Consider the following 20217-nt stretch of genomic DNA (forward strand, 5'->3'; position numbering starts at 1 on the left):
TTGGTATGAAAAATGTTTGGGATGACTTTACTTTATCGACGTTTGTTGCGGGACTTATCGCTGTGCTTGTGGGCTATACCAGTTCTGCCGTTATTGTTTTTCAAGCAGCCGCTGCAGCTGGAGCAAGCAGTGCAGAGGCGAGCTCATGGCTTGGTATCCTTTGTGTTAGTATGGGGGTCCTGACAGTTGTCCTGTCACTAAAATATAAAAGCCCTGTGATGTTTGCCTGGTCGACTCCAGGAGCAGCACTTTTAATTGGAAGTCTGCGCGGTGAACTTTTAAGTGATGTCATTGGCGCTTTCGTTTTTTCTTCACTTCTTGTTTTACTTTCTGGTGTGACGGGATTTTTTGAAAAAATCATGAAGAAGATTCCAGTGGGGATTGCTTCGGCGATGCTGGCGGGGATTCTTTTACATTTTGCTCTTGATGTTTTTACTTCAATGAAAACGCACATGCTTTTAGTGATGAGTATGTTTATTGTCTACGCTGTTGGAAAAAGATTTTTTGCGCGTTTTAATATCGTGATCGTTCTATGTATCGGGATGATGGTGGCGTGGCTTCAAGGGCTCATGAACTTCACTCCGATTGAGTTTGGGTTAATGAAGCCGGTTTTTACAACTCCAACTCTAAATTGGCAGGTGCTCTTTAGTATCGGTCTTCCATTGTTTGTTGTGACGATGACTTCACAAAACATGACTGGGCTGGCCGTTATGAGAGCAAATCATTACAAACCTGAAGTTTCAAAACTCATTACCTATTCTGGATTAACCAATCTTTTAGTCGCTCCTTTTGGGGGATATGCCTTGAATCTCTCAGCGCTCACGGCGGCGATTTGCATGGGGCCGGAAGCTGACCCTGATCCGAAGAAGCGTTATACAGCGGCCATTAGCTCAGGGTTAATTTACATTCCTGCCGGGCTTTTTTCGGGAGCTGTTGTTGGTGTGTTTAATGCTTTTCCAAAAGAGCTGGTAATGGCGATTGCAGGTCTTGCTTTGATGGGGACTATCAATAATGGACTCTTAAGTGCCGTGACTCACGAAGAAGATAGAGAAGCGGCAATGATAACATTTTTTGTAACGGCTTCTGGTGTGATGCTTTTTGGTATTAGTTCCGCTTTTTGGGGACTAGTGGCCGGAAGTTTAGCGAGTTTTATTTTTAAATTTAAGAAGGTGGGCAATGGACATTAAAGAGATTTTAAATGAAGAAGAAATCCAGATTAAAAAGATGGATGAACTGGTCCATATGGCCATTGAGGATGAGCATTTTCTAACTCGAAAGCTTCATGAAGTAGAAAATGATGATGATGCGACTTTTGGGCAAAGAGTTTCTGATAATGTTGCAGACTTCGGAGGAAGCTGGACATTTATCCTGGGCTTTTCATTTTTTTTAGTCCTGTGGATTATTTTTAATGCTTATCAGGGATCAAAAGCAGTCGATCCATTTCCTTTTATCTTATTAAACCTGATCCTCTCATGTCTTGCGGCCCTGCAGGCACCAATCATTATGATGAGCCAAAATCGTCAGGAAGAAAAAGACAGAAGAAGAGCGCGTTCTGATTATATGATCAACTTAAAGGCCGAAATGGAAATCAGAACACTCCATGATAAATTGGACGCATTTGAAAAATCCCACAAAGAGCTGATTGCTAAAATCTTAAAAGACGAAAAGAAATAATTATCTCAAGGCCTCTGCGGCCATGGTAAATGATCGCAGACGGTCTTCATGTTTATACAAATCAGAAACAATCATCAATTCATCAACACCGGTGAACTCAGCCAGATGGAGAAGCTGGGCCTTTACTTTTTCTGGTCCACCTCTGACACTGGTATGCAACTTCGCTTTTACGTATTGTTCTTCATGAGTGTTCCAAAGACCATCCATACTTTTTACCGGTGGTTTCATTTTTAGAGACTGGCCACGAATGAGAGCAAGAAAGCGTTGATAAACTGTCGTTGAAAGAAATTCTGCTTCTTCATCAGTTGAAGCACCGACGACTTGAACCCCGATCATGCAGTAAGGCTCTTTTAAGTAAATAGAAGGCGTGAAAAACTCACGGTAAACGTGAAGCGCTTCCATCATAAGATCTGGAGCAAAGTGCGAAGCGAATGAATAGGGAAGACCTAAGCGCCCGGCAAGCTCTGCACTATAGAGGCTTGAACCTAAAAGCCAGACAGGGATTTTTAATCCACGTCCAGGATTTGCGATCACGCGTGCGCCTTCTTGATTATCAGAAAAATACTGGAAGAGTTCTTGAACTTGTTCCGGGAAACGGTCTGACATGAGATCGCGTCTGATCGCTCTCATTGTTGCCTGGTCACTTCCGGGAGCGCGGCCTAAACCTAAATCAATGCGACCTGGGTAGAGTGTTTCTAGCGTTCCGAATTGTTCGGCAATGATGAGTGAAGCGTGATTAGGTAGCATCACTCCACCTGAACCCACGCGAATAGTTTTCGTTTTCCCGGCGATGTGGCCGATTAAAATAGAAGTGGCCGAACTCGCGATTCCATCCATGTTGTGGTGTTCAGCTAACCAGAAGCGGTTATACCCTAAGCTCTCGGCATGCTGAGCGAGGCTTACTGAATTATTGAATGCATCCGCGGCCGTATACCCTTCAGCGATTGGAGCGAGATCAAGGACAGAATATTTAACTTTTTTTGGTGTTGTCTTCATAGAGAGGAAGTCTATAATGAAAAACAATCATAAACTATATGCCATTAGTCTGTACGTAAGTATAAGGCGTGTGCCCAAATAAGTAGCAAGGTTTTTCCATGTTTATCAATATCAAACCCCTAACCAAATACCGCGATTTCCGTCTTCTTTATATCGGTCAGTTTTTATCCTTTATTGGAAGTATGGTGACTTATGTGGCGATCCCCTACGAAGTTTACGATTTAACTAAAGACAATAAGATTGTAGGGCTTGTCAGTATTGCTCAATTAATTCCAGTTATTTTATTTGGGATTATCGGTGGAGCTTATGCCGACAGGCTCAATCGCCGCAAGCTACTTTTGGTTTCAGAAGTGTTGATGTGTTTACTCATCAGTATTTTTGCTTGGAATGCTTTTAGAGATGTGCCGAGTGTGCCCCTTATTTTTGTGACGGTATTTTTACTCCAGTCTGTTGTTGGCTTTCACAGACCAGCAATGGATGCTCTTAATCAAAAGATGGTTGAGCCGGAAGACTACGCTGCCATTGGAGCACTTGGCAGTTTCCGTTGGTCAGTAGGAGCGATTATTGGACCGGCATTGGGTGGACTTATCATTGCTAAGTTTGGAGTCAAAGGAGCTTATCTTTTTGATGTGGTCACTTTTATGGGGGCCTTGATTTGTATTTTCTTAATGAAGAGAACTCCCAATCCAGAAAAACGTGAGCATTCTCCACTTCAAGATATCAAAGAAGGATTGCGTTTTGCTGTTTCAAAACCAGAATTGATTGGAACATATTTGATCGATATCGTTGCGATGCTGTTTGCTTTTCCGGTTGCACTTTTTCCGGCAATGGCCGAAGGATTTGGAGGCGCTAAAGCGGCCGGGATACTGTTTTCGGGAATGGCAACAGGAGCGATGATTATGACACTTTTAAGTGGATGGTCAGGAAAAGTAAAATTCCACGGGCGTGCGGTGGTGATTGCGGCGATGTTGTGGGCCGTCTTTATTTTCTTTTTGGGTTTTGCTCATTCACTTCCAGTGGCCTTTATCTGCCTGGTGATGGCCGGAGCGGCCGATATGTTGAGTGGGCTCTTTCGCGGGATCATCTGGAATCAAACGGTGCCAAATGAATTGCGTGGAAGATTGAGTGGGATTGAAATGATTTCTTATATGTCCGGACCGCTCTTAGGAAACGCACGCGCAGGTTATATTGCGTCTGTTAGCAGTGTTTCAACAAGTATCATGAGTGGTGGTGTGATCTGTTTTATCGCTGTCTTTTTAACAGCATTGTGCTTGCCGAAATTCTGGGGTTATATTGATAAAGCAAAAGCTACGTCTTAGCTTCAGTTGAAAAAAGTCCCATCAAAGTAGCATAAATCATATTGTCGATAATAGATTTTGGCATCAGCGATCCGATGGTTTTTCCATCGACATCGTTGATGTTGATTTTCTGATCGACGATACCATCGACAACCACATTTAAAGTCATTCCGGAACTAAAGCCCATATTGAGAGTGCGCAGAAGAGAGCGCAGGTCTGAGGCCAGAGATTTTGCTTCAGGAGAGTGCTCAAGTTTTCCTTCCGCTTGCTCCAACACTCGGTTAATAACCACTAGAGTGATTCCTAAAACAATAAGCGGTACAGTGGATTTCGAAAGCATCTTTTGTTTGCTTCCTTTGTTAAAAGCAATGGCAAAAACGCTGGCGTAAAGTGAAAGTTTTAAGATGTAGCGTCCTTTATCTTCATTGGATTCAAGTTTGTTGTAATCAGTGACAATCTTTTTTGAAAAATCGCTCAAACGGTTTTTTGCTTCAGGAATACTGACTGTCGCATTTTTGATTGAGCCTTTGATGGCCTCTGCAGAATTTTTCGCCAGGTTTTGGAAAAAATTCTTCGGGTGTTCTTCTTTAATGTTTCTCTTTAACTCTTTAAGGGAGATCACTTTCTTTTTTGAAGATTGATAAATTGGTTTTAAGTCTTTCATGACTATATTTCCACCTACAGATTTCCAGTCATTGAAATTGAGAGTGGCAATTGATGAACCGAGAGTGATAAGCGCTTCAGTAGGGACTTTCTCACTTAAAAGTTTATGAAGGATGGTGATAAATTCTTGCGGCGACATTTTCGTATTTTGCATCTTTTTTATTATGGGGAAAAAATCCCTAAAAGGCGAAGTTATTTTTCGGCCCGGGGCTTGCATTTTAATACTTAACTATTGCGCTATCATGAGCGCTTTGAGTTTAAAATAGAGGTTAAACCCATGATAAAAAAAGTAATCCTGCCGCTTTTGATTGTTTTTTCATTTGAAAATGCCCTGGCAAAAATGGGCAAACCTACCGGGGAAATGGACGCAGTCTTAAAGACGCTGGAATCCCAAAAAGGAAAACCTATTGAGACATTGAGTGCACAAGAAGCAAGAAAACAGCCGACGCCTGCTGATGCTGTGAAGACATTGATGAAGAATAAAAAGATTGAAGCTCAACCTCTCGTGACAGTTAAAGATATTAAGGTCGATGGAGGTGATGGACAAATCCCCGCACGCATCTATACGCCTGCTGGTGCAAATAAACCAATGCCAGTTGTTGTGTACTTTCATGGAGGCGGATGGGTTCTTGCTGACAATGACACTTACGATGCAACTCCAAGATCTCTGGCCGATAAAACAAAGGCGATCTTTGTTTCTATAGAGTATCGTAAAGCTCCCGAATATAAATTCCCGGCGGCCCACGAGGATGCCTATGCAGCTTACCAATGGGTTTTAAAAAATGCCCGAACGTTTGATGGTGATCCAAAAAGGGTTGCGGTCGCTGGTGAGAGTGCGGGAGGAAACCTGGCGCTCAATGTAGCGATTCGTGCGCGCGATGAAAAAATCCAAATGCCAGTTCACGAATTGATTGTCTATCCGGTTGCAGGAAACTATTTATCGACAAGCTCTTACAAAGAAAACGCCAACGCGAAACCTTTAAACCGCGATATGATGACCTGGTTTATGAATCAGTATCTTCATTCAACTTCTGAAAGAGATGATAAACGTATCAATCTCCTCAAAGCAAACTTTCAACACTTAAATAACGCCACCATTATCACAGCTCAAATTGACCCTCTTCGCACAGAAGGAAAAGAGCTGGCAGAGATAATGAAATCCTATGGCGTAGATGTAAAATACAAAAATTTTAAAGGCGTCACTCACGAGTTCTTCGGCATGGCCCCGGTCTTAAAAGAAGCCCGCGAGGCCCAAGAGATGGCCTCAAAAGAGCTGACGAAATCTTTTAAGCAATAAAAGGATGGAGGTAACATGGATGTTAATGCATTATACGTGCAGACACAGGGAAGTTACGGCAAAGAACCTTTAATTTTTCTGCACGCTTTTCCCTTGGCTTCCGATATGTGGAAAGAGCAGATGCAATTTTTTTCCCGCACTCATTATACCCTGGCCCCTGATCTTCCGGGATTTGGAAAAGGGACACTTCCTGGACATGCGATCACATTTGAACATTATGTAGAGTCGGTGCAGAACTTCTTAAAAGAAACCGGCATTAAACAATCTGTCTGGTGTGGTCTTTCTATGGGAGGCTATCTTGCCTTGAGGCTTTATCAAAAAGCACCTGAGTTATGTAGCGGCCTTATTCTGGCAGACACTAAATCTGCACCAGATGACAACTTGGGGAAGGAAAAACGCTGGAGCTCTATTAAAAAACTTCATAGTCATCGTGAAGAGTTTATGGAAAAGCAGTGGTTGTCGATGGTGGGAAAGAGTTCTCGAGACAATTTAAAACTCAAAAAAAATTTCTATGAGATTACAGAAAGAAACACTGAAGAGGGAATTAGTTCTGGCCTGGTTAGTTTAACCACAAGGATGGATTGCTCGGATATGTTAAAAGACATTCATGTGCCCACATTAATTTTGGTTGGAGAAGAAGATAAAGTGACTCCTTTTAGCGATGCTCAACATCTGCATAAGAATATTGCCAATAGCAGACTGGAGATGATTCCAAAAGCGGGACACTTAAGTAATATGGAAAATCCCCAGGCCTTCAATAAGGCCGTCTCGGAATTTTTAGTGTCTCTACATACCCATCAGTATCAATCTTTAGTTAACTAATGAGAGATGCGGATTTCTTCTTTTATCGTCGCACTGGCATAGAGTGGAGCATTGTCCATTAAGTAAGCTTCTTCCTCTGGAGTATTGACTCGACCTAAGGCCTTATTGCGTTCTGGGTATCTGCCAAAACGATCAATAACTTCTTTATGTTTTAATTCATAATCAAAATTGGCCTCAAGTCCTGGCTCTGCAAAAAGCATCATGGCCGTCTGGTGGATCAATTTGGATTCACTGTGCATGAAGGGCATATAAAGAAATTGTTTTAAAGCAGGTGAGAAGTCTTTGTGGATGTCGCTTCTAACAGCTTCTTGGGCAAGTGCGAGGGCCATGGGATCATAGATAAACGACTTAGGATCATCGCGGTAGATATTGCGGGAAAATTGATCTATGACGATGATTTCGGCAAGTCTTCCCAGCGCTTCATTTCTCCATGAAGAGTGCTCACCTGCAACGACAGAAGCGTGGAGAGCGATGTATCGCTCAGTGATGAGAAGATCCAATGAGTCGCTTTTCTTGAACCAATTTTCAGGTTTTATTTCACGAAACCAGAAATCGATGATTTCTTGATAGTTCATAGTTATTTACCTCTGTTTGAAGCTTTATGAAGTACGGTATGAACAATGGTACTTATTGGACTCACATTAGGGGCAGCATCAGATGCATGCTGTTGTTGTGATGTTTCTTTAATGGTTTCTTTTTTTTCAAGTTTCTTTTTAATTCCAACTTGAGAAATCGAACTTGTTTTGGATTCAATTGGATTTGTCATGCTGTTGCTCCTTGAATTAAAAAGCCACCCGAAGGTGGCTTCTTATTGATGATGTGTGGGAGTAGTTTTTCAGTCTACACAATGGCGATCACAATAATCTTTGCCTTTGTCTTTCGTCCCGACCAGAATCTCTTCTGGTGCTACATTTTTAAGTGCAGTATAGATGCCAATTTTCATTGACGTAAATTCCATTATTTCACGCGAAGAGAAGAATTGTTTGGGGTAAAAAGTCTTTTTGGTGTGTCCCAAAAATCTAATTTTGTTGAAGAGAGCATTATGCTAAATTATTTGTATGGACCCTCTTGAACACCATCCGTATAAACCTTTCATTCCACCTCATGCAAAAAAGATGATTATTGGGAATTTTCCCATAGGAAAGTTTTCTAATCCTGAGCGTTTTCATGAAGTGAAGGAAGGGGACATTCCGTTTTATTATGGAGGTTCAACAAATCGTTTGTGGTTTTTGATTGGTTTATGTTTTGATGTGAGGCTGGATAGTAAAAAAAAGATTCAGGCCTTTTTGAGCGAGCATAAAATTGGAGTCGCTGATATTCTTTTGTCTTGCAGGCGCCTGAAAGGGAGCGCTCTAGACAGTGCTCTTTATGATAAAACCTATAATCAGGAATTAGCTGGGCTGATTGAAAAGAAGGGGATTGTGGAATTGATCTTTACTTCCAAGCATGTCCACCAGGAATTTAAAAAGCATATAGGAAAATTCCCTGGATTGACTCATACTGTTCTTATTTCTCCCTCTCCTAATGCCGTCCGCGGGCTGGTTAAGAATAAAGAATACCTGGCCTTAAAGAAAAAGAACTCAGAACTAAGCGTCGTAGACTTTCGAATTAGGAAGTACCAAGAGGTGTTTTGTGCTGGATAAAACGTGTCATTTTGCGTATAAACAAGAGGCGAATGACCGTGTTAACAGGCCCTAATGAATCACGTAACTCTTTTTTTCATATTCATTTTTATTTCACTGCTTTCTGGTTGTGCAACGACCAAGCAAGACGAGCGAGTGTGCCCAAAGATTTTTATTCATTCAGATAAATCTGATTTTTCATTAAGCGACACAGAAAAACGCTTGATTTGTGGTGATCCTGAAGAAGATGCTTACAAAGTGATTCCTTCCTACCAGGCCAGCTACATGCTGACAGGTTTTCTACAATCCAAAGGATACTCGACTCCTCGTTTTGAATACGAAGGAGACCTGCTGCATGTTTATCCGGGCAAGCAATCATTCGTAGAAAAAATCATCGTTGTCTCAGATCATGAAGATGATTCGAAGATGGTAGAAAAAGAAATGTTCAGAAAATTTAAAGGAGAAGTTATCACTCCTAAACTTTTGGACGCCATTGAAGCCCAGTCACTGACTTATTTGCGCAACAACACTTATCCATGTGCTAAAGTTGCTTCCAGTGTCGATGCAACTTTAGGTGAAGTGACTGTCACATTAAAGGACTTGGTTCCATTTCAGTTTGGTGAAATCAAAAAAGAAGCTGTTCCTGGTTTGGAGTCAACGGCCTTTGAGCGTTTTTATCCTTTTACCAGTGGCGATTATTTTTCAGAGCGCGACCTGACGTTAGCAGAAAAACGCTTTATACGCGCAGGAGTTGTGCAAGGAACTTACTTTCAGGAAAGTTGTGACTTAAAAAACAATTCATTTTCTCTCTCTCAACAATTTATCTTGGGAACGAGTCGGACGATTCGTTTAGGGATTGGTGCCAGTACAGAGCTCGGGCCGATGTTTAGAGGGAAGTGGTCCAACCAAAGATCGGGACCGATGGCCTCTTTGTGGGAGTTTAATGTTCAGCTCTCATTTAAAAACCAGTTTGCTAGTTTTACCTCAGATCGTTTTATGTGGAGTGATGCTCCTCGCAGATCGCTTTTAACTTCAGTTGAACTGGAAAGAGATAACCAGACAACTTACGAAGAAATCACCGCTAAGCTTAAACCGCACATGAAATGGACCAGAGACGGAAGCTCCAGGCAGTGGACGTGGACGACTGGGCCTACTTTAATTGCCGGTTCATACAAGTCGGCAACAAATGATTCGGATACGAGGAGAATCAATACTGGAGCGTTGGAAGGAAAACTCGAAACGACTAGTCACGAATACGAAGTCTATGACTTGCACCCGGAATCGGGAAATACATTAAGTTTTAATTTCGATTTCCGTCATCCTAGTTTTGGTTTCGTCGATCCACTTTTAAAACTAAATCTATCCTACCTGACACTACTTCATTTAGGTGAGCTGGGAAGAGGTGAGGCGATTGGAGGAATCAGGCTGACAACGGCCACAACATGGGTCCCTGACCGGGTTGATTTAGCTTCACTGCCTCCATCGGTTAAGTTTTATGGCGGAGGAAGTGATGATGTCAGAGGTTATAAGTTGAGTTCACTTCCAAGCAACAATGGTCTTGGGGCCTTGACGAAACTGAGTTTAAAATTTGAATTTAGAAAGACCTATGTTTTTATTCCCACGATTGAAAGTTTTACTTTTGTCGATACAACATACTTTGGTGAGAAACCTTGGGAAGTTGAAAAACGCTTATGGTATTCACCTGGGACAGGGCTTCGTTGGCTTTCTCCTATAGGGATTGTCCAGGGATTTTGGGCCCGCGCTCTTTCTAATGAAACAGTAAAAGACAATGGGAATTTATTTTATCTGGGATTGGGAGGAGTATTCTAAGTGAAGATCTCTCCTAAACAGATTTTTTTCCGCCTTTTTTTGATCATCTGTGGATTTATCGGATTGATTTTGATCACGGTTATCGCCATCGCCGTGACTTTCTTTTATAACCCGACACTTTTCATCAATCCAAAAAATCTAGATTACGCTTTAACTAAAACTCAGGTTTTAAAAAGCTGGTCGTGGAAAGACGCCCAGATCAATCATCAGTGGATTGCCTGGAATAAGCGCCGCTTTTACGGAGGGTTTCAGGACCTGTGCCTGGTGTATGACAATCCAGATGTAAATGTTGATACCTGCATGGAAAAAGTTTCGTGGAACGTAGAGCTTTTTTGGAGTATGAATGAGGGCTTCAAGTATGTGATCTATGAGCCTTTAGAAGTTGAGTCTTCAAAGTTAGTGATTGCACCAAAAGATAATCCAGAAGAGACACCTCCGCCAGATATCATGTCTTATTGGGATATGATGTGGAATCCTCTGATTCCTGATTTTAAATTGACGATGAAGAAAATCGATATTTTAAAAAAGGATAAACCTTTATCCTTTGATCTTAACGTCACTAAAAAACCAGAACTCCTAGAGGCTGAGGCTTCGGGTTTTAATCTACAAGCGACAAAAAAGAAAATAACTATTTTTGCACCCAAGAAGATCCTGGTTCCTTACGATTTAAAGACGACCAATCCTTTGTACTTTGATCAGATTAAACTTGAGGCCAATATTTTAGACACTCACATACCGGTGCTTTTGACGGCAAAGATTGAATCGGCCCAGTTTAAAATGCAGACGGATATTTTAAAATCGTCACTAAAAGAAGACTTGACCACGCCAAAGTTTATGAAGGAAGTGGCGCTCGTTACGACGGCAGAGCTGTCGGTGACAAAAGTAAAAGACACTGTGTATCGCCTGGTGAGACCACCTTTTAATATTCTTCCTGCTCCTGTCAATGCAATGGAAGGGAATTTAAGAATTCGTCTAGCGACCACAAACTACATAGAAAAAGATTCAGTTGAATTCAAAATTAAAACTGAACTTGATATGAGCGGTCCTAAGCAGGATCTAAAGTTTGCAGTCAATACAGGTGTGCCGGTTAAACTTAAAGATTACACTTTGGGGCCGATCAATTTAGGATTGGAATTGGAGAAGGTGAAGCTTCTTCTACCAAAGCTCTCAAGAACGGCGCTTCCGCCACAACTTATCCCGGACAAGCGATTTAAAAATACGAGTGTAGTCGTGAGAGAGAATCTTAATGAGCAAAATCTCCCGGCGAAGGTAAAGAAGGCGCCGAAACAAAACCTCGATATCAATATGCACTTACAGGCATTGGGAGAAAATGCTCTTCACATTAATACCAACCTGTTGGATGAAACACTAAGACTTAACTTTGATTTATTGATTGTAAACGGAGAAATCAAAGAAGGTTTTATCCAGAGCTTTTCTCTAACGACGACCATCTTTAAAAGAAAGATTGTGATCCCGTCTTTAAGACTTGTTTTCAAAGCTCCTTTGGAGCCGCAAATCATTGCCGTGGTGGAGTTTCATCTTCCCGAGTATAAAGTGAAGTTGGAATTAGAAGGCCCACTATCAAATCCACGTCAGGCCTTCTCAAGCGTGCCTCCACTTCCATTGGATGATATTTATGCTGTCATTTTATTCGGCCGACCTTTAAGCGGACTTGATCCCGATGACAGGACAGCGGCTAAAAAATCCAATCAACTTCTTTCACAGGGAATTTTATCTCTTGCCGTCCTTTATTATTTTGCCGGCTCTCCGGTTGAGTCCATTGGCTATGACCCGGATTCAAATGAAGTCTCTGCCCAGATCGGACTGGGTTCAAAAAACTCTCTGCGCGTAGGAGGCTCGGGAACCGGGCTCAATTCCGCGGGAGTCAGACGCTCCCTCGGAAAAGGCTGGTATATTGATAGCTCTGTTCAAAGAACAACCAGAGACAACGGAACCAGTGGCCAGGACTATGGTGTTCTTTTAGAGAGAATTATTTCTTACTAGTGGAGAGTGCGATTTTGATAGAGGATTTGCTGGAGAATGCGGTCAAACTCTGGAAGCTCCTCTTCCTCATCGTCCCAATTTGCCACATGTGTCTCGGGAATTTTTATGGCCAGGCTTTCACGCAAAATTGCGTGCTCCTGTAAAACAGCTAAAATTTTATCGGCGTTTACCCAGACAACATCATCAACTTTATTGATATTCTGGTCTAAGTCACTATCAATATGTTCCAAGTAGTGATTGATTGCTTGTTGTTTATAAAATGAAGACATCATAACCTCCTAAAGCGCCACAGTATCTGTGGAGTGTTCGAGGTTATTTAAGCAATAGGTATGCCACTCGGCATTAGTCTATCTGCACACAACACTATAGTTGAATAGTCGGCCAGTAACAGAGTAAAATGCTTGAGTGGAAAAAACGAATCTTCATTCTCGCAACAAGCATCGTGCTGGTTATGACTTTGCTCAATTAAAAAAAAGCACACCCGAGCTTGCGAACTTTATTATTAAAAATAAATTTAACGGCAACGACACTATTGATTTTTCTAATCCAGAAGGATTGAAGCTATTAAACCGCGCACTTTTAAAATCTGAATACGGAATTCATTTTTGGGACATTCCTAAAAATTACTTATGCCCACCAGTTCCCGGCAGAGTCGATTATCTCCATTATGCGGCCGACTTATTAAAGTCTCCGGGAAAAAATGAAGCTCTTCGTGTACTCGATATCGGCACGGGCGCTAACTGCATTTATCCACTTTTAGGAGAGAGCGTGTATGGCTGGAAGTTTGTAGGCGCAGAGATTGATGAAGGGGCCTTTCAATCAGCGAAGGCGAATGTCGAAAAAAATAACCTTCAATCAAAAATTGAAATTCGAAGGCAAAATGACCGCACTAAGATTTTCCAGGGAATCATCTTGCCTAATGAGCAATATGACTTAACTGTCTGTAATCCACCTTTTCATTCCTCAAAAGAGGAGGCGCAAAAAGGCACGGCAAGAAAAAATAAAAACCTGAAGACAAAAGAGCGCTTAAACTTCGGAGGCCAGGCCCAAGAACTTTGGTGCGAAGGTGGAGAAGGCGAGTTTATCAAAAAAATGATTTTAGAGAGTGTGCTCTTTAAAGATCAGGTGAAATGGTTTTCAACACTCGTGTCTTCAAAAGATAATCTCTCTGGCATTTACGGAGAGTTAAAAAGAAATAAAGCTTTAAAAGTTGAGACTGTAGAAATGTCTCAAGGTCAAAAGATTAGCCGCTTTGTGGCCTGGAGTTTTAAGGGAGAATGAAATGGATTTAGGTAAACTCAAAGAATTAGTGAATAACTTTGCCAAAGAGCGCGACTGGGATCAGTTTCATTCGGTAAAAAATCTTTCCATGGCCCTTTCAGTAGAGAGCTCTGAGCTTTTGGAAATCTTTCAGTGGATGAGTGAAGCAGACTCAAACAACCTTTCTTCTCAACCGGAAAAGATGCAGAAAGTAGAAGAGGAAGTCGCAGATATTTTTGTCTACCTTCTTAGAATTGCCAGCAAAACGGATATCAACCTGGAAGAAGCCGTTATCCGCAAAATGGAAAAGAATGCTAAAAAATACCCGGTGGAACTTGCCCGCGGGAACTCAAAAAAGTATAACGAATTTTAAGATGAAAACACTTTATTTTTCTTACGGCTCAAATATGAACTTAAAGCAGATGCAGGAGCGCTGCCCGGATTCAAAAAAAATCGGTATTGGTTTTATGAACGATGCTGAAATTTGTTTTCCAAGTTTTTATGAATCGTGGAATGGTGGAGTTGCCGGTTACAAAACATCTGCAGGAAAAAAGCTCTGGGGAGTTCTCTTTGAACTGACTATGAGTGATGTAGAAAAACTTCGCGTCTTTGAAGGTTACATTCACGGAAGAGAGGCGCATCTCAATGCCTATAACGAAGTGAAAGTTCCCATTGATATCGATGGTGAAACGGTGGAATGTATGACCTATGAAATCACTGTTGTGGGGAATTTCCGTCCTTCGCTTCGCTATTTGCAAACCATCATTCGCGGAGCAGAAGAGAATAATTTACCAGAAGAGTATATTGAATCACTGTCCCAACATCTTTAATCTCAGATATTTAAAGCGCATCATTCATAAAAACGAATAAATTGGTTAATAATACGAATTATTCGGATTCACTTTTGCATGTCAGAGTCTATTAGCGAATGATTTTTTCTTAATCATTCTGAGTTTTAAAAGGAGTCTCTTATATGCATCAAACTATTCTTGCAGGAGCAGCAGCTTTAGGACTGGCCGCTTCCGCACACGCAATCACCCTTAAAGAAATTGGAAGTCAAAAACCTCCATTCGAATTAGCTGCTCTTCCATACGCAACAGGAGCTCTTGCTCCAGTTATTGACCAGAAGACCATGGAAATTCACCACGACAAACACCATCAAGCCTATGTCGATAATCTAAACAAGGCCGTCGGCAAAGAAAAAGATGACCTGATGACTATTATGAGTAAAGTTTCAGGCAAAGAAGCAGCAGTACGAAACAATGCTGGAGGGCATTTTAACCACACATTCTTTTGGAACATTTTAAGTGGTGATAAAGAAAAACAAAAAATTCCTGAAAGACTGGAGAAAGAAATCGAAAAGACTTTCGGCTCAGTTGATAAATTTAAAGAGGCCTTTGAAAAGGCCGGAGCTTCTCAATTTGGTTCCGGATGGGTTTGGCTGATCCGCGACAATAGCGGGAAGCTGGCCATTACAACAACTGCTAACCAAGACAACCCACTCATGGATGTAGCGACAACTAAAGGTCGACCTATTCTTGCAGTGGATGTTTGGGAGCATGCTTATTACCTAAACTATCAAAACAAGCGAGCAGATTACTTAAAATCAATCTGGAAAGTCGTCAACTGGTCACAAGTTGATGCTTTCGACCGCGAGGTCACCGCACATTAGTGCTTTAGCACTTTAATCCCCCTAACCCGGCAAGGCTTTTATGGACATAAGAACCTTGCCGGGTTACATTTTGTCTCTATGAAAAGACAAATGTTTTTGGGAATCGATGTTGGTGGAACAAAGATTGAAGGTGCTGTTGCAGAATTAAATCTGCTTGAGCGCTCAATTAATGTCCTTTCTAAAAAAAGAATCACTACCATTCATGATCACGAAGCTTTTGTCGATTCACTCGTCGCTTTAATTAACGACCTTCTTCTGGAGAGTGCTTTAAAAATAGATGACCTGCTGGCCATCGGTATGGCCCTTCCTGGAACTCTTCATCCACAAACTTCTATTATGCTCAATGGGAACACTCGTTTTCTTATCGGGCACGATGTGCTTGGGATACTTAAAGAAAAACTAGGTTCTAAAGTGCAAATTGTCGCTCAAAACGACGCCAATCTTTTTGCCCTGGCAGAAGCATGGGGTGGAGCAGGCAAGCACTACGAAGCCGCTAAAGGTGTCTCTTTTAAAGAGCAAGTCGTCGTGGGAATCACTCTGGGAACAGGAGTCGGTGGAGGATTTGTTTCTCAAGGAAAAATCTTAAGTGGGGCTCATGGTTCGGCCTTAGAAGTTGGGCACATTGTCCTTGAAGCAGGTGGAAACAGATGTTACTGCGGCCAGCAGGGCTGTGCTGAAACTTATCTTTCAGGAACGGCCATCAATAAAATGATGAACTCCCAGGAGTTTTTCGCCAAGGCCAACTTAGGTTCTCAGGAAGTGCTGCAGACAATGATTGATTACCGCCTTCATTTCGTGCAGTTTTTAAGCATTATCAATAATCTTTTTAATCCTCACTATTTTGTTTTTGGGGGAGGGCTTTCTTCTCAAAGCATTCTCTTTGAAGATTTAAAAACCGACCTGGAAGAAAATATCTTTCTTTCAAAAGATTACTGTCCTGACATTTACATCAATCACCTGGGCGATAGCTCGGGGCTTTTTGGGGCCATGATTTATGCCAGTGAAAAACTTTTTCCTTAGTCTTTTCTTTTTGGCCTTTGCTCAGACAACCCTGGCAGCAGATGTCTTGATCTGGACTTCGAACGAAGGGGCCGCGAAGGCCATTAATGAAATTAAAAAAGATTTTGAAACTGAATATAAAACGAAAGTGATTGTTGAGGTTTTAAACAAAGACTTAACGTCACTTTTTAAGACGGCATCTCTTACAAAAAAAGGGCCAGACATTCTTTTGTGGGCCAATGATGTAAGTGGTGAGCTTGCTCAATCAGGATTGATTGAACCTCTCGATGAAATCCCGGATTTAACGGATAATTTCCTTCCCGTTTCTTTAAAGGCCTTCAAATACAAAGGAAGACTTTACGGCTACCCGTACGCGGTTGAATCGCTAGCTCTTTTTTACAATAAAGACCTGGTAAAAACGCCGCCTTCAAGTTTTGAAGAGCTGGTGAGTATGGCCCGAAAACTGAACAATCCAAAGAAAAACACCTATGGGTTTCTCTATGACATCAAGACGTTTTTCTTTTCGTTTCCTATTCTCAATGCGGCCAATGGTTATATCTTTGGCGAAAACGAAAATGGACTCAACGGGCACGATGTAGGAATCACTGGTTTTGAAGAAGGCCTTTCTTTTCTTCAAGGTTTAAGTAATGAAGGCCTGATTCCTTCATCAACTGACCGCGGGATTGCTTTTCAGCATTTCAAAGAAGGCAAACTTGCTTTCACGATCGACGGTCCATGGGCGATTAAAGATTTAGATGCAGCGAAAGTGAATTATGGCATTGCTGTTCTTCCAACGCTAAAAAATAAAGTGGCCAAACCTTTTGTTGGTGTTCACGGTTTTATGATTAGACGTTCAAGTCAGAATAAACTGCGTGCAAAAGAGTTTGCTGAAAAATACCTGCTGTCGAAAAAAGGGATTGAGCTCTTTTATAAGTACGACAACAGAGCGCCGGCAAGAATCGATGCACTCAATGAATTGAGCGCAAAAGATGAGCGTTTGTTCACCCTAAAAAAGAGTGCTGAAAATGGTGTTGCAATGCCAAACATCCCGCAAATGGGTTCAGTTTGGAATGCCATGGGCAAGGCGTTAAGCCTAAGTTTAGAGCAGAAGACCCCAGCGAAAGAGGCCCTTCAACTAGTTAGACCTCAGATCAAGTAAGAAAGTTTTCACAGACCACAATTAAAGGACTTTTGTTTTCCCAAAGTGCGAAAAAGTTCGTATAAAAAAGACTCAATTTTTTGGCCTTTTTCCAAGGGAAAACAATGAGTTTTAAGAGCAAGTTCCTATGCTTACTTTTAGCTATTTTTGTATCGACGAGTGCTTTTGCGCGCTCGCCGTTTAAAGACGATTGGACGCAGACTTTTTACACTGACGACAATTCTTTTTACCTGACTCTTTATCCTGACGGCTTCAAACAATTTATTCGCGTAAACTCTTCATCATGTGATCAGATTTCAAATATCAGTATCGTTTTAAAAGAAAACAAAAATAGATCGACTTCAGCATTTAGAATCCTTTCAAAAGAAAACGCTCCTAAAATTTACGGGCTCTCTCCTGAAGGTTATTGTTGGTACGAAGTTGAGATCAGGAATTTAGAAACGATCAATGGCCTTAAGTACGTTTTAAAAATCGAAGACAACACTTCAGCTCCTCATTACTTCAAAGGTATCACCAATTCACTGATTCCTCTCTACCGGTTAACTCAAGAGTCAAAGATCGATGCGTGGATTGATCTTGGAGCTTTTGGAGCAACTCCTGTTGTGGGGGGTGGGATTTACTACAAAGTGTGGGAACCGCTTTCAGATGAAGTGCATTTATTTCTTAACGACAATAAGGCCATTAAACTTTTTTCTGATTATCCTTTAAACGACGAAAGACGTTTTCACTTTGCCTATATTAAAAACTCAAACCTTAAAGATAAGTACCACTACCAGTTTGTTAAAAACGGTAAGTATGAAACTCTTGAAGTGGCCAACTACAATACTTTTAGTCCAATCAAAGTGGACCCTATGGCCAGAGAGCTCACGTACGATGCTAAAGGTGGACGCTTTAACGGCTATATTAATCCGCGTGGAGTGGTGGCCCGTGATAATGAGTATGTTTGGAAAAACGACAGCGCTTTTAAAAACGTCAGCGAACTCGACTACAATAACTGGATTATTTATCAATTATGGCCTTTAACGTTTAACCCAAAACGCATCGATGGGGCCTATGTCCAAGGGAAGTTTGGAGACATCACTCCTAAAATTCCTTACCTGAGCGATCTTGGTGTGAACGCGGTCGAATTTCTTCCCGTTCATGAAAGCAGATTCAGCGCTTCGTGGGGGTATGCTCTTGATTCACTTATTATTTTAGAAAGCACTCTGGGGACTAAACCAGAGATGAAAAAACTTATTGATGAACTTCACGGCAATAAGCTGCGCGTGATCTTTGATGTGGTTATCAACCATGTGAATAACAATCTTTTAAGAGAGCCGATTAATGCTCAAACGAACTCTTCAAAGTTCTACGGAGGAGACACTCCGTGGGGGCCAAAGCCGCGCTTTGAAAGTGTCTGGGTAAGAAAGTGGATCACAGACTCACTTCTGCATTTGATGGCCGAGTACCACCTGGATGGATTCCGCTTTGATATGACGGATTCAATTTTTAACGGGACTCGCGGAGGATACCGCTTCCTTCAAGAGTTAATGTATCTCATTAAAGCAAACAATCCACGTTTTTATAATTCAGCAGAACAGCTTCCTAACGATGTTTGGGTCACGTACCCGATTTCAGAAAATGGGTTAGGGTTTGATTCTCAGTGGAACGATCGTTTTAAAAACTTCTTTGAGTTAGAGTTTGATCACTACAATGAATCAAAACGCTCAGTGGACTTAACTCACTTATCAAATTCTCTTCAAGGCTACAGCGATCATCAGATGTCTCCGGGCGTGTGGTATCACTTCGGCCATCCACAAAGAACGGTGAACTACCTGGGCTCTCACGATTTTATCGGAAACAAAGACCCGATGATCAGAATCGTAACAAATTATGATAGCGACGAGCAGGAAGACTCAAATATCTTTAGGAGAGTGAACCCTCTTGAAGAGCCGGGTGACCTGCGCATCCCATTTAGAAAAATCCACAATCAATTCAGCCACTCGCTGGTGAGACTTTCTTACGGGATTCTTTTCACTAAACCTGGTGGGGCCCTTTTCTATCAAGGGGAAGAGATCGCTCAGGACTTAAATATCCAAAACGAGTGGGCCTACGTTAACGCTTTAAAGGACAATCGTTTCCCAAGTAAAGATGTAAACATCAACAAGTATGTTGGCTCTCACCGCATGACTTGGCACTATTATGATTTAATCAGTGGCAAAAAAGATCCATTGTTAAATTTTGTCACTGAAGAAGACCAGAATCTTTTTAGCGGCCACTTGAGTTTCTTTAAGGAAATGATCAAGTTTAAAAAGGCCAATCCAGAAATCAACAATCAGGATGCTCAGAACGTGCGCATTGATAACAATGCCAAGACCGTGACGTATGAACTAAGCACTTCCCGCGATAACTACTTCGTTGTTGGAAATTTCAACGGAGATATGGGCGGAGTGTGGATTCAGTTCCCGGGAAATCAAGATGTCTGGTGGAGCGAGATGATCAACTCATCTGACCCGCGCTTTGGAAGCACGAGTGATATTTTTCAAAACGTCATCTCATCGGTAGGGGGAAGAAAGAACTTGCTTCGCCTAAAAGGACCGGGCTTCTATTTATTTAAAGCGAGCAAAAATCCACTTCTTTCTAAAAAACTTTACTTCCGCACTAATGCTCTAAACTGGCTGGCAGATGAATCGACAGAATTAAAAGTGAATCCTGCCAATCAAGAAGAGCTCGTAGCGAGAATTGATATCACTAAAACGGGAGCGCTGGATTTTAAACTTGGAAGCAAGAGCTGGAACATTGATTTAGGAAAATCAGTGGACCCACGCTTTTTGACTTACACACCAAACTCGGAAAACGTCCGCACGACACTGAATGCGGGGAAATATATTTTTAAATTTAACATGAGAAATTACACTTATAATTTTGAAAAACTTTAATGA

Annotated in this window: 21 protein-coding genes; 15 read left to right on the top strand and 6 right to left on the bottom strand. The window is 41.6% G+C overall.

What is annotated here, in order from left to right; translation table 11 throughout:
* Positions 1-5: 5 nt before the first annotated feature.
* Positions 6-1187, top strand: coding sequence for a benzoate/H(+) symporter BenE family transporter (locus AC6JA8_RS05500; protein WP_497976135.1), 1182 nt, complete (start codon positions 6-8; stop codon positions 1185-1187).
* Positions 1177-1674: a DUF1003 domain-containing protein gene (locus AC6JA8_RS05505; RefSeq protein WP_497976136.1), complete on the top strand. Its 498-nt coding sequence runs from the start codon at positions 1177-1179 to the stop codon at positions 1672-1674. Before AC6JA8_RS05500 ends, AC6JA8_RS05505 begins: the two co-directional genes overlap by 11 nt.
* Here AC6JA8_RS05505 and AC6JA8_RS05510 read toward each other — a convergent pair whose 3' ends face one another.
* Positions 1675-2670, bottom strand: a complete 996-nt coding sequence (locus tag AC6JA8_RS05510; protein ID WP_497976137.1) for an LLM class flavin-dependent oxidoreductase — start codon at positions 2668-2670, stop codon at positions 1675-1677. It lies immediately after the preceding gene.
* Positions 2671-2768: 98 nt separating this feature from the next.
* Between AC6JA8_RS05510 and AC6JA8_RS05515 the strand changes: the two genes are divergently transcribed.
* Complete coding sequence (locus AC6JA8_RS05515; RefSeq protein WP_497976138.1) at positions 2769-3989, top strand: MFS transporter; 1221 nt, start codon at positions 2769-2771, stop codon at positions 3987-3989.
* Here the strand turns inward: AC6JA8_RS05515 and AC6JA8_RS05520 are convergent.
* Positions 3979-4785, bottom strand: coding sequence for a hypothetical protein (locus tag AC6JA8_RS05520; protein ID WP_497976139.1), 807 nt, complete (start codon positions 4783-4785; stop codon positions 3979-3981). The two genes, AC6JA8_RS05515 and AC6JA8_RS05520, sit on opposite strands and share 11 nt — an antisense overlap.
* Positions 4786-4908: 123 nt before the next feature.
* Here AC6JA8_RS05520 and AC6JA8_RS05525 point away from each other — a divergent pair, with 123 nt between their 5' ends.
* Together AC6JA8_RS05525 and AC6JA8_RS05530 are read left to right on the top strand one after the other, a co-directional pair.
* On the top strand, positions 4909-5928 hold the full coding sequence (locus AC6JA8_RS05525) for an alpha/beta hydrolase (RefSeq protein ID WP_497976140.1): 1020 nt from the start codon (positions 4909-4911) through the stop codon (positions 5926-5928).
* Between the two features lie 15 nt (positions 5929-5943).
* Positions 5944-6750: an alpha/beta fold hydrolase gene (locus tag AC6JA8_RS05530; protein ID WP_497976141.1), complete on the top strand. Its 807-nt coding sequence runs from the start codon at positions 5944-5946 to the stop codon at positions 6748-6750.
* On the opposite strand, the gene AC6JA8_RS05535 is transcribed toward AC6JA8_RS05530, so the two are convergent.
* The 3 genes from AC6JA8_RS05535 to AC6JA8_RS05545 form a co-directional block, all read right to left on the bottom strand.
* Complete coding sequence (locus AC6JA8_RS05535) at positions 6747-7325, bottom strand: DUF924 family protein (RefSeq protein WP_497976142.1); 579 nt, start codon at positions 7323-7325, stop codon at positions 6747-6749. The two genes, AC6JA8_RS05530 and AC6JA8_RS05535, sit on opposite strands and share 4 nt — an antisense overlap.
* A gap of 2 nt (positions 7326-7327) precedes the next feature.
* Positions 7328-7516, bottom strand: a complete 189-nt coding sequence (locus tag AC6JA8_RS05540; protein WP_497976143.1) for a hypothetical protein — start codon at positions 7514-7516, stop codon at positions 7328-7330.
* Positions 7517-7585: 69 nt separating this feature from the next.
* Complete coding sequence (locus tag AC6JA8_RS05545) at positions 7586-7708, bottom strand: hypothetical protein (protein WP_497976144.1); 123 nt, start codon at positions 7706-7708, stop codon at positions 7586-7588.
* Between the two features lie 100 nt (positions 7709-7808).
* On the opposite strand from AC6JA8_RS05545, the gene AC6JA8_RS05550 reads away from it, so the two are divergent.
* The 3 genes from AC6JA8_RS05550 to AC6JA8_RS05560 are packed head-to-tail and all read left to right on the top strand — an operon-like array spanning position 7809 to position 12206.
* Positions 7809-8393, top strand: a complete 585-nt coding sequence (locus tag AC6JA8_RS05550; protein ID WP_497976145.1) for a uracil-DNA glycosylase family protein — start codon at positions 7809-7811, stop codon at positions 8391-8393.
* A gap of 54 nt (positions 8394-8447) precedes the next feature.
* Positions 8448-10202 (top strand): autotransporter assembly complex protein TamA, encoded by a 1755-nt coding sequence (locus AC6JA8_RS05555; protein ID WP_497976146.1) that lies wholly within the window; start codon positions 8448-8450, stop codon positions 10200-10202.
* The gene (locus AC6JA8_RS05560) at positions 10203-12206 is read left to right on the top strand and encodes a translocation/assembly module TamB domain-containing protein (protein WP_497976147.1); all 2004 of its coding nucleotides are present in this window, start codon (positions 10203-10205) and stop codon (positions 12204-12206) included.
* Here the strand turns inward: AC6JA8_RS05560 and AC6JA8_RS05565 are convergent.
* A complete protein-coding gene (locus AC6JA8_RS05565) occupies positions 12203-12478 on the bottom strand; it encodes a hypothetical protein (RefSeq protein ID WP_133566720.1) in 276 nt (91 codons plus the stop codon). The two genes, AC6JA8_RS05560 and AC6JA8_RS05565, sit on opposite strands and share 4 nt — an antisense overlap.
* Before the next feature lie 133 nt (positions 12479-12611).
* Here AC6JA8_RS05565 and rlmF point away from each other — a divergent pair, with 133 nt between their 5' ends.
* From rlmF to AC6JA8_RS05600, 7 genes are all read left to right on the top strand, one after another.
* Positions 12612-13487 carry a 23S rRNA (adenine(1618)-N(6))-methyltransferase RlmF gene (gene rlmF / locus AC6JA8_RS05570; protein WP_497976148.1) on the top strand — a complete coding sequence of 292 codons (876 nt, stop codon included), beginning with the start codon at positions 12612-12614 and terminating at the stop codon, positions 13485-13487.
* A gap of 1 nt (position 13488) precedes the next feature.
* On the top strand, positions 13489-13839 hold the full coding sequence (locus AC6JA8_RS05575; RefSeq protein ID WP_497976149.1) for a nucleotide pyrophosphohydrolase: 351 nt from the start codon (positions 13489-13491) through the stop codon (positions 13837-13839).
* 1 nt (position 13840) lies between these two features.
* Positions 13841-14296: a gamma-glutamylcyclotransferase gene (locus tag AC6JA8_RS05580; protein ID WP_497976150.1), complete on the top strand. Its 456-nt coding sequence runs from the start codon at positions 13841-13843 to the stop codon at positions 14294-14296.
* Positions 14297-14439: 143 nt separating this feature from the next.
* Complete coding sequence (locus AC6JA8_RS05585) at positions 14440-15138, top strand: superoxide dismutase (RefSeq protein ID WP_497976151.1); 699 nt, start codon at positions 14440-14442, stop codon at positions 15136-15138.
* A 78-nt stretch (positions 15139-15216) separates the two neighbouring features.
* Positions 15217-16158: an ROK family protein gene (locus AC6JA8_RS05590; protein ID WP_497976152.1), complete on the top strand. Its 942-nt coding sequence runs from the start codon at positions 15217-15219 to the stop codon at positions 16156-16158.
* On the top strand, positions 16133-17296 hold the full coding sequence (gene malE / locus AC6JA8_RS05595) for a maltose/maltodextrin ABC transporter substrate-binding protein MalE (RefSeq protein ID WP_497976153.1): 1164 nt from the start codon (positions 16133-16135) through the stop codon (positions 17294-17296). Before AC6JA8_RS05590 ends, malE begins: the two co-directional genes overlap by 26 nt.
* 104 nt (positions 17297-17400) lie before the next feature.
* Entirely contained in the window at positions 17401-20214 is a 2814-nt protein-coding gene (locus AC6JA8_RS05600) for an alpha-amylase family glycosyl hydrolase (protein ID WP_497976154.1), read from the top strand.
* The last annotated feature ends 3 nt before the right edge of the window (positions 20215-20217 follow it).

This window comes from Bacteriovorax sp. HI3, assembly GCF_059738875.1.

Coding starts and splice junctions, on each gene's coding strand:
- AC6JA8_RS05500 (WP_497976135.1), top strand. CDS start 6: ATGAAAAATGTTTGGGATGACTTTACTTTATCGACGTTTGTTGCGGGA.
- AC6JA8_RS05505 (WP_497976136.1), top strand. CDS start 1,177: ATGGACATTAAAGAGATTTTAAATGAAGAAGAAATCCAGATTAAAAAG.
- AC6JA8_RS05510 (WP_497976137.1), bottom strand. CDS start 2,670: ATGAAGACAACACCAAAAAAAGTTAAATATTCTGTCCTTGATCTCGCT.
- AC6JA8_RS05515 (WP_497976138.1), top strand. CDS start 2,769: ATGTTTATCAATATCAAACCCCTAACCAAATACCGCGATTTCCGTCTT.
- AC6JA8_RS05520 (WP_497976139.1), bottom strand. CDS start 4,785: ATGCAAAATACGAAAATGTCGCCGCAAGAATTTATCACCATCCTTCAT.
- AC6JA8_RS05525 (WP_497976140.1), top strand. CDS start 4,909: ATGATAAAAAAAGTAATCCTGCCGCTTTTGATTGTTTTTTCATTTGAA.
- AC6JA8_RS05530 (WP_497976141.1), top strand. CDS start 5,944: ATGGATGTTAATGCATTATACGTGCAGACACAGGGAAGTTACGGCAAA.
- AC6JA8_RS05535 (WP_497976142.1), bottom strand. CDS start 7,325: ATGAACTATCAAGAAATCATCGATTTCTGGTTTCGTGAAATAAAACCT.
- AC6JA8_RS05540 (WP_497976143.1), bottom strand. CDS start 7,516: ATGACAAATCCAATTGAATCCAAAACAAGTTCGATTTCTCAAGTTGGA.
- AC6JA8_RS05545 (WP_497976144.1), bottom strand. CDS start 7,708: ATGGAATTTACGTCAATGAAAATTGGCATCTATACTGCACTTAAAAAT.
- AC6JA8_RS05550 (WP_497976145.1), top strand. CDS start 7,809: ATGGACCCTCTTGAACACCATCCGTATAAACCTTTCATTCCACCTCAT.
- AC6JA8_RS05555 (WP_497976146.1), top strand. CDS start 8,448: ATGAATCACGTAACTCTTTTTTTCATATTCATTTTTATTTCACTGCTT.
- AC6JA8_RS05565 (WP_133566720.1), bottom strand. CDS start 12,478: ATGATGTCTTCATTTTATAAACAACAAGCAATCAATCACTACTTGGAA.
- AC6JA8_RS05575 (WP_497976149.1), top strand. CDS start 13,489: ATGGATTTAGGTAAACTCAAAGAATTAGTGAATAACTTTGCCAAAGAG.
- AC6JA8_RS05580 (WP_497976150.1), top strand. CDS start 13,841: ATGAAAACACTTTATTTTTCTTACGGCTCAAATATGAACTTAAAGCAG.
- AC6JA8_RS05585 (WP_497976151.1), top strand. CDS start 14,440: ATGCATCAAACTATTCTTGCAGGAGCAGCAGCTTTAGGACTGGCCGCT.
- AC6JA8_RS05590 (WP_497976152.1), top strand. CDS start 15,217: ATGAAAAGACAAATGTTTTTGGGAATCGATGTTGGTGGAACAAAGATT.
- malE (WP_497976153.1), top strand. CDS start 16,133: ATGCCAGTGAAAAACTTTTTCCTTAGTCTTTTCTTTTTGGCCTTTGCT.
- AC6JA8_RS05600 (WP_497976154.1), top strand. CDS start 17,401: ATGAGTTTTAAGAGCAAGTTCCTATGCTTACTTTTAGCTATTTTTGTA.